Source organism: Nocardia amamiensis NBRC 102102, assembly GCF_001612745.1.
Lineage (GTDB): Bacteria > Actinomycetota > Actinomycetes > Mycobacteriales > Mycobacteriaceae > Nocardia > Nocardia amamiensis.
The window spans coordinates 1-13,874 of record NZ_BDBA01000259.1 but is presented as its reverse complement, the minus strand read 5'-3'; the positions used below and the strand labels follow the sequence as shown (position 1 = coordinate 13,874).

The window sequence follows — 13,874 nt, the reverse complement described above, 5'->3', positions numbered from 1 at the left end:
GCCAGCCGGCCAAGCCGAGCCGGGCCGCGGTCGGGCCCTCGTGCGCGACCGCGCCCTTGGTCAGCCTCGGCTCCTCGGCGTGCTGCGCGATCAGCACGCCGAGGGAGTTCGCGTACTCGAGGGCGCGGCGCATGATCAGCGGGTCGTAGACGCAGTGGCCGTCGTCGGAGAACATCCGCACCGCCCCGACGCCCGCGGCCATGGTGCCCATCTCGGCGAGCTGCTTGCCTTCCAGCCCGACCGTGACCGCGCCGACCGGATACACGTCGACCAGCCCGACCTCCCGGCCGCGGCGCCACACGTGGTCGGTGACCACCACCGAGTCGGCGACCGGGTTCGTGTTGGCCATCGCGAACACCGCGGTGTAACCGCCGAGCGCGGCGGCGGCGGATCCGGACTCGATGGTCTCGGTGTCCTCGCGGCCCGGCTCGCGCAGGTGGGTGTGCAGGTCGACGAAACCCGGCAGCATGATCTGCCCGCGCGCGTCGATGATCTCGGCCCCGACCACGCCGAGGTCGGTGCCGATCTCGCGGATCTCGCCGTCCGCGACGAGCACGTCGACCGGCTGGCCCTCGCCGTACCGCAGTACGCCCTTGATCAGGATGGTGGAGTTCGCACTCGTGTCGCTCATGCCAGGGCCTCCTGTGTTCCGACGAGCAGGCGGAACAGGACGGCCATGCGCATGTGCACACCGTTGGTGACCTGTTGCAGCACTGCGGCTTTCGGGGAGTCCGCGACCGAGGACGCGATCTCCATGCCGCGCAGCATCGGACCGGGGTGCAGCACGACGGCGTGGTCGTCGAGCAGGGCAAGCCTGCGCTCGGACAGTCCGTAGGTGATGGAGTATTCGCGGGCCGACGGGAAGAACCCGCCGTTCATCCGCTCGGCTTGCACGCGCAGCATCAGCACCGCGTCGGCGCCGATCAACTCGGCGTCCAGATGTTGCGAGACGCGGGCGGGCCAGGTGTCGACGCCGACCGGCAGCAGCGTGCGCGGGGCGACCAGCACCACCTCGGCGCCGAGGGTGGCCAGCAGGAAGACGTTGGACCGCGCGACCCGGCTGTGCAGGATGTCGCCGACGATGACGACCCGCTTGCCCTCGATATCGCCGAGCCGCTGCCGAAGGGTCAGCGCGTCCAGCAGCGCCTGGGTCGGATGTTCGTGCGTACCATCGCCTGCGTTCACGACGGCCGGGCCGGATGCACGTCCCGCCGAGACCGCCCATTCGTCCATCCACCGGGCGATCTGGTGCGCGGCGCCGGAAGCCGGGTGCCGCACGATCAACGCGTCGGCGCCCGCGGCGTGCAGAGTCAGCGCGGTGTCGCGCAGCGACTCGCCTTTGGCGACCGAGGAACTGCTCGCGCTGACGTTGATCACGTCCGCGCTCATCCATTTGCCGGCGACTTCGAACGAGACCCGGGTGCGGGTGGAGTTCTCGTAGAAGACCGTCATCACGGTGCGGCCGCGCAGTGTGGGGAGTTTGTGCACCTCACGGCCGAGCAAAGCCTGTTCGAACCGTTCGGCCTCGTCGAGCAGTTCGGTCGCGGTGGCGCGATCCAGCGCGGCGACGGACAGCAGATGCCTCACGCGCCCGCCTCCTGTTCCGAGCCGTGGCGCAGGTACACGCCGTCGCGGCCGTCGTGCTCGGTGAGCAGGACCGAGATGTCCTCGGACCGGTTGGTCGGCACGTTCTTGCCGACGTAGTCGGCACGGATCGGCAGTTCGCGATGACCGCGGTCGACGAGTACCGCCAACTGCACGGCGCGAGGACGGCCCAGATCCCGCAGGCCGTCGAGCGCGGAACGCACGGTGCGGCCGGAGAACAGGACGTCGTCGACCAAGACGACCAGCGCGTCCTCGATGCCGCCATCGGGAACCGAGGTGCGCTCCAGCGGCCGGTGCGGGCGGCTGCGCAGGTCGTCGCGATAGAGGGTGATGTCGAGCGAGCCCAGTGCCGGGCGGACGCCGGAGAATTCCTCGATCTTGTCGGTGAGCCGCGCGGCGAGCGTGGTGCCCCGGGTGGGAATGCCGATCAGCACGACGCGCGGCGCGTCCGGCTCGCCGGCGTCCAACGCGGTCTTCTCGATGATCTGGTGTGCGATGCGCGCGATGGTCCGCCCGACATCCGAAGCCGACAACAGCTCTCGCCCCGCCGCCACCCCCTCCGGGGTATGTCGCTGCGATGCCTCGGCAGCGCCGGACTTGGCGGCCCGTTCTTCGGGCACGGCCATGCCGACCTCCTTCCCCGCCTCACCGGACGGTCCGTTAAAGGATGTCTTACGGCAAGCAGACTAGCAGCGCCGCGATCGAGGTTTTCACCAGCCGTATCGGGCTGTGAGCGGAGCCACGGAAAGCTGTCGATGCGATCGACCCTGACCGAAAACCGCTAGCACATATGTTCGATCAACGGTACGCTCGGCGACATGTCCGCACCGCTGCAGGGATCGCTGCTCGACGGGTTCGGTGACATCGAATTCGGATCGCTGCGCGATATCCGCCGCACCGCACTCGACCGTAGCGCCTGGGTGGATCTGCTGCCCGGCTGGCTGTCCGGTGCCGACGCGCTGTTCGACCGGCTGGTCGAGTGCGTGCCGTGGAAGGCCGAGCGCAGGCCGATGTACGACCGGGTGGTCGACGTGCCCCGGCTGCTGAAGTTCTACGAGGAGCACGAACCATTGCCGGATCCCGCCCTCGCCGACGCGCGCACCGCCTTGTCCGAGCATTACCGGCCCGAACTCGGGGAACCGTTCCGCACCGCCGGGCTGTGCTATTACCGGGACGGACGCGACAGCGTGGCCTGGCACGGCGACACCTTCGGCCGCGGCGCGACGCACGACACCATGGTCGCAATCGTGTCGATCGGGGCGCCGAGGGCGCTGCTGCTGCGACCGCGCGGTGGCGGGGCGAGTCTGAAATACCTTGTCGGACATGGCGATCTGCTGGTCATGGGCGGCTCCTGCCAGCGGACCTGGGAGCATGCGGTACCGAAGACCCGCAAGCCCACCGGCCCGCGGATCAGCATCCAATTCCGTCCGCACGGCGTGCGGTGACGTCCTGGCCCGCTGTGCGGCGGGCAACAGCGAGACACGCTTGACCTCAACCGTCATCGAGGTTGGAAGCTCGTCCGCATGAGTACGACAGCATTCACGCCACCTCCGGTCGAGGACACGACGGTCGACCACACCGACGACGCCGCCGCGATCCGGCAAATCATCGCCAACGCCGAGACCGCGTTCAACACCAACGACGCCGACCTACTGACCGGCGACTTCACCGCGAACGCGGCAGTCGTCAACGCGGTGGGCACACTGATCACCGGCTTCGACGCACTGCTCGACGCGAACCGTCGCGGCCTGGCCGGTTTCCTGAACGACCAGTACGCCCGCTACGAGGTCGCCGACATCACGTTCCTGCGACCCGATGTCGCGATCGCGCACAAGCGTGCCTGGGCAACCACGGCCGACGGCGAGCTCCTCGACGACGACCACGCCATGATCGCGCTCTATGTCCTTGTCAAACAGGGCGATCGCTGGTACACGGCGGCCCGGCAGAACACTTTGGTGCCCAAGGGCGAGTAATTACCACACGGACGCACGAGGACGACCGCGGATGCGGGGCGTCGCCCGGCTCGCAACCGGACCGAGCGACGCCCCGGCGAATGTGTCGCATTTTCGCGGCCATGTCGCCTGTTTTCGCTTGTCACCCGATCCCGATAGCCTGGAATCATGAGCAATCCAGGGGCGGGGGTCTTGGCCGTGATGCCGCTGCACACGATCAGCGAGGTTTACGGCGAGGCCGGACTGCGCGAACGATTATTGCTGGAAATCGCCGGACTGCCGGACACACCACGGCTGGCCGCGGCGCTCGATCTCGCGTCCGACTTGCATCGCGACGATCGCTATGGGCGCGAACCGTATCTCAGCCACCTACTGCGGGTGGCCATTCGGATCATCAGCTACTACGAGGTCAGGGATCCGGACGTGGTCGCGGCGGGCCTGCTGCACGATTCGGTCGAGGATCACGCCACGGAGCTGGCCGCCGACCGTCCCGGCCCGACCGTGGACGCCGCGCTCGGCACGCTCACCGACCGGTTCGGCGAACGAGTGGCCGACCTGGTGGCCGCCGTGACCAATCCGGAACCCGACCCGACACGCGATCGGCAGACCCAGTACCGCGAGCACGTCGCGACCAATCTGGATCGCGACCCGTGGGCCCGCGTCATCAAATTCTCCGACTTCACCGACAACGGCGTCGGCATCCTCTACGCCACCGGCCCCGCGATGCCCAGGCTCGCCGCCAAGTACCGCCCGCTCACCGCGGTGTACCGCGACCTGGTCACGCGACCGGATACCCCTTTGGCCGACCACGTCCGGCAGCACATCCTCGACCAACTCGATCGCGCGGACGAGCGCTTCGACGCCATTCTCGCGCGCGACTGATCGCCGGTACCGGCGCTCCGGGGCCCAGCGGCGGCGGGCCGCTGTGATCGCGTCCATCAGCACGAGCGCGCTCTCGGCGACCATTTCGTGCAGCAGCCCGGCGCGGTTTCCGAAGCGATGGACGATCGTCCCCTTTGCCACCCCGGCGGCGGCTGCCACGCGGTCCATGGTGATCGCCTCGGCACCGCGCTCGGCGAGCAGAGCGGCGGTGGCGTCCAGGATCGCGCGCCGGTTGCACGCCGCATCCACCCCTTCCTTCGGCCGTTCGCCGCCCGTGTCGTAGGAACACGAGGCCGACGCCGACGCGGATAGTGTGGGGGCGTGCGGACTTCCCTGGAACTGCATGTCGGTGCCGCCAATACACTCACCGCTCGATGGTGTGCGGTGGCGGGCGAGCGCGACTTCGTTGTGTCCGGCCTGGGCGTGTGGCCGTTGCTGGCCCTGCTCGCGTCGGCGGCGGAGGGCTCGGCGCGCGACGAGCTCGCCGCGGCGATCGGAGTACCCGCGGCGACCGGGCACGACGTGGCGCTGCGGTTGCTGCGCGATATCGAACGCGCCGAGGCGGTATCGGCCGCTCTCGGAGTGTGGATGCGCAACGATCTTCCGCTGCACGAGAAATGGGCGGGCCGGCTGCCGGCGGGCGTCCTCGCGCGGCTGGCCGGGCAGGCCGAGCTCGACAGCTGGGCGGCAGAGCACACCGAGGGGCTCATCGACCGATTCCCGCTCTCCGTGGCGCGCGAAACGCTGATGGTGCTGGCCACCGCGCTTGTCGCGAAGACCCGCTGGCGGGTGCCGTTCGATGTCGGGATGCTGACGCCGAAAGACGGTCCGTGGCAGGGACATCGTGGTCCCGGGTTGTCCCGGACGACCACCGACCTGACGAACGCCGCGATTCTGGACGCGCCGCAGCCTGTTGCGCGGGTCGTGGTCGAAGGCAGCGCCGATCTCGACGTCCACCTCCTGCTGGGTCCGGATACGCCCGGCACCGTACTCGGAACCGGCCTGGCGGCCTTGTCCGGCGCAGTGCCGATCCGCACCGGTCTGCCGGTCGGGACCGAAGGGCCAGGGCTCAGCGTGCGCACCGAGTCGGTCCGCGCCAACGCCGACCAGCTGCGGATCAGGCTGCCGCCCTTCGAGGTTCGATCGACCCACGATCTGCTCGCCGGACCCGGCCTGTTCGGACTGACCACTGCGACCGACTGCACCAGCGGTCATTTCCCCGCGATCTCTCCCGTGCCACTGTGTGTCGGTCAAGGAGCTCAAGAAGTTCTGGCCCGCTTCAGTCATGAGGGTTTCGAAGCCGCCGCGGTGACCGCGTTCGGCTTACGCGCCGCGAGTGGGGTGCTCCAGAACAACCAGGCGACCGTCATCTCGGTGACGTTCGACCGCCCCTTCGGCTTCCTCGCCGTCCACCGCCCCACGGGACTGGCGGTTGTCGCGGGATGGATCGCCACGCCACCGACTTCATCTCCTACCGGTTCGGTGTAACTCGGCCGCAGCGCCGATCAAACACAGCGCGCGAAGTGCGGTGCGTGTTCGGGTCGTATGCCGCGGGCGATCAGGAACGGTGGCACACTGCGCAGCACGGGAATTCGACGCAGGACGCGGACCGGCATGGGCGCACGAGACGCACCGGCGATATCGATGCGTCCGTCGAGAGCGGGGGCGATGGCCCAGGCGTGCAGGAAGCGTTGCATCGCCTGAGTCACCACCGTCGGGAACCGCCGCCGTCGCTGCACCTTCGCCAACTCCTTGGTGCCTACCGTGCCCGACAGCAGTGGCGCCGCGAGAATCCTCGCCGCGGCGACGGCGTCCTGGACGGCCAGATTGATGCCGACACCGCCGGCCGGGGACATGGCATGGGCGGCGTCGCCGAGGCAGAGCAGGCCGCCCGTGTACCACTTGGTCAGACGGTCGAGCTTCACCTCGAGCAGCTTCACCTGGTCCCAGCTGGTCAGGGCGTCGACACGGTCACGAAGCCAGGGCGCGGCGGCGGCCAGGCTGCGCATGATGTCCTCGACCGGTCCGCGGCGGGCGGACTCGTCGGCGCCCTTGGCGATCAGGGTGGCGCACTGCCAGTAGTCGCCGCGGTCGAGCAGGACCGCCACCCGCCGCGCGGTGACGATCGGCAGCGCGCCCGCGGGGTCGATCTCCGTGCGCGGCAGGCGGAACCACCACACGTCCATCGGCGTCGACCACTTGCGGGTCGGCAGCCCCGCCGCCGAACGCAGCACCGAGCCGCGACCGTCACACGCCACGGTGAGGTCGGCCTCGATCGTGCCGGTCGCGCCGTCGAGGGTCCGGTAGGCGACGCCGCCGACCCGGCCATCGATCCAGATCAGATCGGTGGCCTCGGTGTTCATCCGGAGCCGGAAGGCGGGCTCGGCCGCGGCGGCGCGCGCGAGCAGATCCAGCAGATCCCACTGCGGCACCATGGCGATGTACTTGTGCTTGCCCGGCAGGTTCTTCAGCGTGACGAAGGTCTGCACGCCACCCCCGACCGGCAGTTGCACCTGATCCAGCTTGCGCGCGGGCAGTTTCGCGAACTCCGCGCCGAGACCCAGCTCGTCGAGTAGGTCGAGGGTGGTGGGATGCACGGTGTCGCCGCGGAAGTCCCGCAGGAAATCCTTGTGCTTCTCCAACACGGTGACCTCGACACCTGCGCGGGCCAACAGCAGTCCGAGAATCATTCCGGCCGGTCCCCCACCGACCACCAGGCAGGTCGTACGTTCCATCGACTGTCCCTTCCTCGGTCGCCGCATCGCCGCAAAGGTGTCGCTGTTCGCGCAAAATCCTAGTGCGGCGCGGGCGGCGCCGGACCTGGATCGGCGACGGTCGTCCGGTTCCGCGGCAACTCTCAGCCGACGGATGCACCGCGACTGTCCGTGAGCGCGCATTGCCGGCCGCCTCTTGACCTCGAGTGCGGTCGAGGTACGACGATCGGATCGAGGTCGAATCGAGAAGCTCTTCCCGCTTCGTCTCGCACGCCGAACCAGCTGGTTCCGGTGGGCTCCCGCTGGTCCATCCGTACACCCCCAGCGGGAGTCTTGCGTGTACGCCGAATTGTCCTGCGGCACTGAACGAAACAGCACAGCTTCGGTCGGGCCACTTGAAAAGGCCAGCCGCACAGCTGCGGGTTACCGCTCGATGCGGGTGGCTAGCAGCGGGGCGGCTGTCGCGCGTTCAGGCGGAGACGGTGATCTCCCACTCGTAGACCGTCAATTCCGAGGAGCCGGTGGTGTGCACCGGGTCGGCGAAGACGAGCTCCCTTGCGGCGTCCAGGTTTTCGGCGCGGATGACGTAGGCGCCGCCGGTGCCGTCGGTGAATTTGCCGCTCTCCACCAGATGACCGCGCTCGAGCAGCCCCTTCAGGAACTCCCGGTGCGGCTCGATCACGGCGGCGTCGAAGCGCGGGGTGCGCATCACCAGTACGAGGTACTTGTTCACGCCTCGGGCTCCCGGCGAGGGGCGCGGGTGGCCGCCGCCGCGGCGCGCACCTGCGGCGCCACCAGGACGACCTGGCCGAGCACACCGTTGACGAAGGACGGCGAGTCGTCGGTGGACAGCTCCTTGGCCAACTCCACCGCCTCGTCGACGGCGACAACCGGTGGGACGTCGGTCGCATGGAACAACTCCCACACCGCGATGCGCAGAATCGCGCGATCCACGGCCGGAAGCCGCGAGAGCGTCCAGTCCTGCAAGTACGACTCGATGGTTCCGTCCACCCGGTCGAGGTCGTCGGCGACGCCCTCGACCAAGATGCGGGTGTAGGCGTGCACGGGCGCGACGGACTGGTCGCGGGTGGCCAGCTCGGCGCGCTCGTCGAGCAGTTCGGCGGCGTCGACGTCCCTGGCCTCCGCCTCGAACAGCAGATCCACCGCACGCCGGCGGGCCTTGTGCCGAGCGCCGAGCTTCTTGTACGTGGACTTCTTGTCCACGGGCTGTTCCGCCACGGTCACATTATCCCGGATCGGCTGGTCGGCGGATCAGGCGTTGACCCGGCCGAGGTAGCTGCCGTCGCGCGAGTCGATACGCAGCTTGTCGCCGGTGTTGATGAACAGCGGAACCTGGACCTCGGCGCCGGTCTCCAGGGTCGCAGGCTTGGTGCCGCCGGTGGAGCGGTCGCCCTGCAGGCCGATATCGGTGTGGGTGACCTCGAGCTCCACCGAAACCGGCAGCTCGACATACAGCGGCGCGCCCTCGTGCGTGGCCACCTGCACGGTCATGTTCTCCAGCAGGAAGCGGGCTCCGCCGCCGATGGTCTCCTCGGCGATGGAGAGCTGGTCGAAGGTCTCGCCGTCCATGAAGACGTAGTCGGTGCCGTCGTGATAGAGGTAGGTCATGTCGCGGCGGTCGACGTTGGCGGTCTCGACCTTCACACCGGCGTTGAACGTCTTGTCGACCACCTTGCCGGACACGACGTTCTTCAGCTTGGTCCGCACGAAAGCGGGGCCCTTGCCCGGCTTGACGTGCTGGAATTCGACGATCTGCTGGAGCTGGCCGTCGATCTTCAGCACAAGGCCGTTCTTGAAGTCGCTGGTGTCCGCCACTGTCTTCGGATCTCCTCGTTCTACCACTTGGTCTCTGGCCGACCGGCGTCAGTCGACGACGGTCAAGTCTTTGCTGGTGTGGGTGAGCAGTTCCGGGCCCCCTTCGCGCACCACGAGCGTGTCCTCGATCCGGACCCCGCCGCGGCCGGGAAAGTACACACCTGGTTCGACGGTCACCGCCACGCCAGACAGAAGTGTACCGGTTCCGGTTTTCGCGATTCCGGGCGCTTCGTGGATCTGCAGCCCCACCCCGTGCCCGAGACCGTGCACGAACAGCTTGCCGTGCCCGGCGGCCTCGATCACCGCCCGCGACGCCGCGTCGACGTCGGCCACCGGCACCCCGGGGCGCAGCGCCTCGCGTCCGGCCTGCTGCGCCTGCTGGACCAGCGCGTACACCTCCCGCTGCCAGTCGGTCGGCGCGCCGAGCACGAAGGTGCGGGTCATGTCCGAGTGGTAGCCGCCGACGACGGCGCCGAAGTCCAGCTTGACGAAGTCGCCCGCCGCCAGCACGGCATCGGTCGGCCGGTGATGCGGGACAGCCGAGTTCGCGCCGGTCGCCACGATGGTCTCGAACGACACCGCTTCGGCGCCGTGCTCGAACATGGCCCATTCCAGATCTCGGGCCACCTGGCGCTCGGTGCGGCCCGGCCGCAGTCCGCCGCGGTCCAGCAGCGCGGCGAGGCCGGCGTCGCCCGCCGCGCACGCCACCCGCAACTGTTCGACTTCGTAGGCGTCCTTGACCATGCGCAACTGCTCGACCAATCCGGGCGTCGCGACGAGGTCGAGACCGGTCCGCTGCTCGAGAAAGCCGCGATGCTGGTCGACGGTGACGACCTGGCTTTCGAAGCCGACCCGGCCGAGTTGCCACTCCCCGGCCAATTGCACGATCCGGCGCGCGGTGGCCCGCGCGATCTCCGCCCGCAGGTCAGGGACTTGCTCGGCGACTTGGACGCGGTAGCGGCCGTCGGTGCCGATCACGCTGCGGTCCTCGGCGGCGCGGGTGTCCCAGGCGTGCACCAGCAGCGCCGCGTTGGAACCGGTGAACCCGGTCAGGTACCTGATGTTCACCAGATCGGTGACCAGCAGGGCGTCCACCCGGTTCTCCACCAGCAGGCTGCGCAGCGCTCCACGCCGTGCCGCGTAGTCGGGCGCGTGGCCCTGGTGATCGGAACACATGGGTCAAAACTACCGCCGACACGCTACGGGCCGACACGCAACACGTGCTCGATGCGCGGCCCGCGGGTCGAGATCGCCCGGTATGCGCCGGAATGGGCTGGCGTCCAAGAGATCTCGTTTGCGAAGACCACAGTGCGGAGCATTCGCTGTTCACATTCGCTCATGTTGTGCACATTTCGGCACGGCGCGACCCCAGGGCACCGGCGCGGGGCGAGGGTGGAGGCATGTCTCCTTTCGCGTTCACCGCTTTGGCCGCATGGTGTGCGGCATTGACCGTGCTCGACCTCCGGGAACGACGCCTTCCGAACAGACTGACCGGCTTCGGCGCGCTGGCGGTGCTCGGATACGCCCTGATCACAGGGCAATTCACGGTCGCAGCACTCGGTGCGACATTCCTCGTTACGCCGTATCTCTTGGTCCACCTGGCCGCGCCCGCCGCGCTCGGCGCGGGTGACGTCAAACTCGCGCTCGGCCTGGGCGGGGCTGCGGCGCTCGGCGGCGCCCAGGCGTGGGTCTTGGCGGCGCTCGGCGCACCGGCGCTCACGGCCTGCATTGCGTCCGTAGCGCTGGCCGCTCGGCGCGTGCGCACGTCGTTCATCGGCGGCCCGCTCGGCACGCGGTTCACCGTGCCGCACGGGCCCTCGATGTGCCTGTCGACGTTGCTCGTCCTCGCATCGCCGGTCATGGACTCGGGCTGAGCCCGCTGTCGTGGCACCGTTCGGGGCTCGAACAGGGCAACCCGTCGGCCGGATGGTGAAGCCAGCGAATACAGCGCAATTCGTCGGTACCATCAATCGCAGGCAACGACATCCCCGAGCAGCCGCTCGAGCTGCGGTAGCGAGGTGCGGCCCTCGGCGAGTTGCCGCTCGAGTGCGCCAGGACAGCGATGCAGCGTCGAGAAGGAGCCGCCGAGTGAATCCGAGGCATCCATCGCGGAGGCCGATCGTCGTGGGAACCGACGGATCCGCGGAGTCGATCGTCGCGGTGCGCTGGGCGGCGCAGACCGCCGCTCTGCACGACGCGCCCCTGCACATCCAGCTCGTCATGGAGTCGCCGCCGGCTTCCGACACCGACGATCCGCCACGTCCGGCCGCGCTGCTGCGGGTGCGGGAAGCGGATGAGGCGATCGAACGCGCCGCGAGCGCGGCCGAAGCCGCCGCGCACGCGGTACGTGATATCGCCATCGGCACCGAGATCCGCACCGCGCACATCGCCCCCGCCTTGATCGAGCGCTCCCGGAACGCGGCGATGCTGGTGGTCGGCACGCGCGGTGCCGGCCGGATCCAGCGCGTGCTGCTCGGATCGGTCAGCACGGCCGTCGCGCGGGACGCGGACTGCCCGGTCGCTGTGGTGCCCGCCGAGGCGCCGCTGTGGGAGCGGGCGAGCACCTGCCCGGTCGTCGTCGGGGTGGACGGTTCGGGCGCCGAGCAGGCCGCCATCGAGGTGGCCGTGACCGAAGCATCCCTGCGCGGGGTCGAACTGGTGGCGGTGCACACCTGGGGCGAGATCGAGCCGCCCGCGGCCACGGGCAGCGACTGGACGGCGCTGCGCCGGACCGGGGAAGCGGTGCTGGCAACGAGCCTGGCCGGATGGCAGGAGCGGTACCCGGAGGTGTCCATCCGGCGTGAGGTCGCCCGCGACCGTCCGGAGCGCCGACTGCTCGAACGCTCGCACGACGGCCAACTGCTCGTCGTTGGCAACCGCGGTCGCGGGGTCTTGGGCCGTCTGCTGTTCGGCTCGGTCGGCGACGCACTGCTGCGGTCGGTGGATCGCGCCATCGTGATCGCCCGCTGACCCGCGCCGCACGTTCCGATCTGCCGCCGGCGTGCGCGTCGTCACGGCGGGCCGCATTCCGGACCACGGGCGCCGACATGGGAGGATGGACCACGTGCTGCGTTGGATAACTGCCGGAGAATCCCATGGTCCCGCTCTCGTCGCCATCCTGGAGGGGATGGTGGCAGGCGTCGAGGTGACATCCGAGGAGATCTCCGCGCAGCTGGCGCGCCGCAGGCTGGGATACGGGCGCGGCGCACGGATGAAGTTCGAGGCCGACAAGGTCACCGTCATCGGCGGCGTGCGGCACGGACGCACCATGGGCGGCCCGGTCGCCATCGAGGTCGCGAACTCCGAGTGGCCGAAGTGGGTCACCGTGATGTCGGCCGACCCGGTCGATCCGGCCGAGCTCGCCGAACTGGCTCGCAACGCTCCACTGACCCGGCCCCGCCCGGGCCACGCCGACTATTCCGGCATGCTCAAGTACAACTTCGACGACGCCCGCAACGTGCTCGAGCGCGCCAGCGCCAGGGAGACCGCCGCTCGCGTGGCGGCGGGCACCGTGGCGCGCAACTTCCTGCGCCAGGCGTTCGGCGCCGAGGTCGTCTCGCACGTGGTCTCCATCGGCACCGCGCAGAACACATCGGGCATCGTGCCGACCGCCGCCGATCTCGCCGCGGTGGACGAGAGCCCCGTGCGCGCGTTCGACAAGGATGCCGAGGCGGCGATGATCGCCGAGATCGAGGCGGCCAAGAAGGACGGCGACACGCTCGGCGGCGTCGTCGAGGTGATCATCGAGGGTCTTCCGGTCGGCCTCGGCTCGTTCACCAGCGGCGAGAACCGCCTGGACTCGCGGCTCGCGGCCGCGCTCATGGGGATCCAGGCCATCAAGGGCGTCGAGGTCGGCGACGGTTTCGAGACCGCGCGCCGCCGCGGCAGCCAAGCGCACGACGAGATGCGGCCCGGCTCGGACGGAGTGCTGCGTTCCACCAACCGCGCCGGCGGTTTGGAAGGCGGCATGACCAACGGCGAGGCGCTGCGCGTGCGTGCCGCGATGAAGCCGATCTCCACGGTGCCGCGTGCACTGTCCACCGTCGACATGACCACCGGCGCCGAAGCGGTAGCCATCCACCAGCGCTCGGATGTGTGTGCCGTGCCCGCCGCGGGTGTGGTCGCCGAATCCATGGTGGCACTGGTCGTGGCGCAGGCCGCACTGGAGAAGTTCGGCGGCGACTCGCTCACCGAGACGGTCGAGAACATCACCAGCTACGTCAAGCGCATCAGCACCCGCCCACACGTGTCCGCGGACAGTCGGTCGCAATGATCGTGCAGACCGACCCGCGCGCCCCGCGCGTGGTGCTGGTCGGACCGCCGGGAGCGGGGAAGTCCACGATCGGCCGCAAGCTCGCCAGGGAACTCGGCGTCGAGCTGTACGACACCGACGCCGGCATCGAACGCGAGACCGGTCGCACCATCCCGGAGATCTTCGCCGAGGACGGCGAGCCCGAATTCCGCCGGATCGAAGAGCGGGTGGTGCGTCGCGCCATCCTGGCCGAGCGCGGCGTCGTCTCGCTCGGTGGCGGTGCCGTGCTGTCGGCGGACACCAGAGCGCTGCTGCGCAACCGCACCGTCGTCTACCTGGAAATCAGTGTGGCCGAGGGCCTGCGGCGTACCGGAGCGAGCACGCAGCGTCCGCTGCTCAACAGCGCGGATCCCGGCACGAAGTACCGCGAGCTGATGCGCACCCGCCGCCCGCTCTACCGGGAGGTGGCCACCGTCCGGGTGCGCACCGACGGCCGCAGCCCGGGCCGAGTGGTGCGGATGATCATGTCCAAGCTCGGCATGGAGCCCGCGCAGCGCACCGGGACCGAGCCCGGCGCCCGGCCGCCGTCCAATGGAATCCCGCAGGGCAGCAGCCGATCCCGGGCCCGGCGTC

17 protein-coding genes are annotated in these 13,874 nt (G+C 69.5%); 8 read left to right on the top strand and 9 right to left on the bottom strand.

Annotated elements, in window-relative coordinates:
• The 3 genes from NA4_RS34105 to pyrR form a co-directional block, all read right to left on the bottom strand.
• Nucleotides 1–631, bottom strand: a 631-nt coding sequence (locus NA4_RS34105) for an amidohydrolase family protein (RefSeq protein WP_157129466.1), incomplete at its 3' end; no start/stop codon positions are given.
• Nucleotides 628–1,587: an aspartate carbamoyltransferase catalytic subunit gene (locus tag NA4_RS34100; protein ID WP_067479530.1), complete on the bottom strand. Its 960-nt coding sequence runs from the start codon at nt 1,585–1,587 to the stop codon at nt 628–630. The genes NA4_RS34105 and NA4_RS34100, both read right to left, overlap by 4 nt.
• Complete coding sequence (pyrR, locus tag NA4_RS34095) at nt 1,584–2,231, bottom strand: bifunctional pyr operon transcriptional regulator/uracil phosphoribosyltransferase PyrR (protein WP_067479528.1); 648 nt, start codon at nt 2,229–2,231, stop codon at nt 1,584–1,586. The genes NA4_RS34100 and pyrR overlap by 4 nt, the downstream gene beginning before the upstream one ends.
• 192 nt (nt 2,232–2,423) lie before the next feature.
• Between pyrR and NA4_RS34090 the strand changes: the two genes are divergently transcribed.
• From NA4_RS34090 to NA4_RS34070, 4 genes are all read left to right on the top strand, one after another.
• Nucleotides 2,424–3,050, top strand: coding sequence for an alpha-ketoglutarate-dependent dioxygenase AlkB (locus NA4_RS34090; RefSeq protein ID WP_067479526.1), 627 nt, complete (start codon nt 2,424–2,426; stop codon nt 3,048–3,050).
• Between the two features lie 78 nt (nt 3,051–3,128).
• Nucleotides 3,129–3,578: an SgcJ/EcaC family oxidoreductase gene (locus NA4_RS34085; protein WP_067479524.1), complete on the top strand. Its 450-nt coding sequence runs from the start codon at nt 3,129–3,131 to the stop codon at nt 3,576–3,578.
• A 147-nt stretch (nt 3,579–3,725) separates the two neighbouring features.
• Entirely contained in the window at nt 3,726–4,439 is a 714-nt protein-coding gene (locus tag NA4_RS34080) for an HD domain-containing protein (protein ID WP_067479522.1), read from the top strand.
• 321 nt (nt 4,440–4,760) lie between these two features.
• On the top strand, nt 4,761–5,927 hold the full coding sequence (locus tag NA4_RS34070; RefSeq protein ID WP_067479518.1) for a serpin family protein: 1,167 nt from the start codon (nt 4,761–4,763) through the stop codon (nt 5,925–5,927).
• Nucleotides 5,928–5,944: 17 nt separating this feature from the next.
• Here the strand turns inward: NA4_RS34070 and NA4_RS34065 are convergent, their stop codons facing one another.
• The 5 genes from NA4_RS34065 to NA4_RS34045 form a co-directional block, all read right to left on the bottom strand.
• Nucleotides 5,945–7,174 carry an FAD-dependent oxidoreductase gene (locus tag NA4_RS34065; protein WP_067479516.1) on the bottom strand — a complete coding sequence of 410 codons (1,230 nt, stop codon included), beginning with the start codon at nt 7,172–7,174 and terminating at the stop codon, nt 5,945–5,947.
• A gap of 448 nt (nt 7,175–7,622) precedes the next feature.
• The gene (locus tag NA4_RS34060; RefSeq protein ID WP_084497704.1) at nt 7,623–7,886 is read right to left on the bottom strand and encodes a YciI family protein; all 264 of its coding nucleotides are present in this window, start codon (nt 7,884–7,886) and stop codon (nt 7,623–7,625) included.
• On the bottom strand, nt 7,883–8,392 hold the full coding sequence (nusB, locus tag NA4_RS34055; RefSeq protein ID WP_067479534.1) for a transcription antitermination factor NusB: 510 nt from the start codon (nt 8,390–8,392) through the stop codon (nt 7,883–7,885). The genes NA4_RS34060 and nusB overlap by 4 nt, the downstream gene beginning before the upstream one ends.
• 33 nt (nt 8,393–8,425) lie before the next feature.
• Entirely contained in the window at nt 8,426–8,989 is a 564-nt protein-coding gene (efp, locus tag NA4_RS34050) for an elongation factor P (RefSeq protein WP_067479514.1), read from the bottom strand.
• Between the two features lie 48 nt (nt 8,990–9,037).
• Nucleotides 9,038–10,165 (bottom strand): M24 family metallopeptidase, encoded by a 1,128-nt coding sequence (locus tag NA4_RS34045; protein WP_067479513.1) that lies wholly within the window; start codon nt 10,163–10,165, stop codon nt 9,038–9,040.
• A gap of 224 nt (nt 10,166–10,389) precedes the next feature.
• Between NA4_RS34045 and NA4_RS34040 the strand changes: the two genes are divergently transcribed.
• Nucleotides 10,390–10,863, top strand: a complete 474-nt coding sequence (locus NA4_RS34040; RefSeq protein WP_067479511.1) for a prepilin peptidase — start codon at nt 10,390–10,392, stop codon at nt 10,861–10,863.
• A 92-nt stretch (nt 10,864–10,955) separates the two neighbouring features.
• Here NA4_RS34040 and NA4_RS41730 read toward each other — a convergent pair whose 3' ends face one another.
• Nucleotides 10,956–11,096, bottom strand: a complete 141-nt coding sequence (locus NA4_RS41730; RefSeq protein WP_169811168.1) for a hypothetical protein — start codon at nt 11,094–11,096, stop codon at nt 10,956–10,958.
• Nucleotides 11,097–11,113: 17 nt separating this feature from the next.
• On the opposite strand from NA4_RS41730, the gene NA4_RS34035 reads away from it, so the two are divergent.
• The 3 genes from NA4_RS34035 to NA4_RS34025 form a co-directional block, all read left to right on the top strand.
• Nucleotides 11,114–11,959, top strand: a complete 846-nt coding sequence (locus NA4_RS34035; protein ID WP_169811167.1) for a universal stress protein — start codon at nt 11,114–11,116, stop codon at nt 11,957–11,959.
• Nucleotides 11,960–12,053: 94 nt separating this feature from the next.
• Nucleotides 12,054–13,262, top strand: coding sequence for a chorismate synthase (gene aroC, locus NA4_RS34030; RefSeq protein ID WP_067479532.1), 1,209 nt, complete (start codon nt 12,054–12,056; stop codon nt 13,260–13,262).
• Nucleotides 13,259–13,874, top strand: a 616-nt coding sequence (locus NA4_RS34025; RefSeq protein ID WP_157129465.1) for a shikimate kinase, incomplete at its 3' end; no start/stop codon positions are given. The genes aroC and NA4_RS34025, both read left to right, overlap by 4 nt.

What these genes read in the sequence shown, in the direction of transcription:
- pyrR (WP_067479528.1), bottom strand. Translation starts at nt 2,231, where the DNA reads ATGGCCGTGCCCGAAGAACGGGCCGCCAAGTCCGGCGCTGCCGAGGCA.
- NA4_RS34090 (WP_067479526.1), top strand. Translation starts at nt 2,424, where the DNA reads ATGTCCGCACCGCTGCAGGGATCGCTGCTCGACGGGTTCGGTGACATC.
- NA4_RS34085 (WP_067479524.1), top strand. Translation starts at nt 3,129, where the DNA reads ATGAGTACGACAGCATTCACGCCACCTCCGGTCGAGGACACGACGGTC.
- NA4_RS34080 (WP_067479522.1), top strand. Translation starts at nt 3,726, where the DNA reads ATGAGCAATCCAGGGGCGGGGGTCTTGGCCGTGATGCCGCTGCACACG.
- NA4_RS34065 (WP_067479516.1), bottom strand. Translation starts at nt 7,174, where the DNA reads ATGGAACGTACGACCTGCCTGGTGGTCGGTGGGGGACCGGCCGGAATG.
- NA4_RS34045 (WP_067479513.1), bottom strand. Translation starts at nt 10,165, where the DNA reads ATGTGTTCCGATCACCAGGGCCACGCGCCCGACTACGCGGCACGGCGT.
- NA4_RS34040 (WP_067479511.1), top strand. Translation starts at nt 10,390, where the DNA reads ATGTCTCCTTTCGCGTTCACCGCTTTGGCCGCATGGTGTGCGGCATTG.
- NA4_RS41730 (WP_169811168.1), bottom strand. Translation starts at nt 11,096, where the DNA reads ATGGATGCCTCGGATTCACTCGGCGGCTCCTTCTCGACGCTGCATCGC.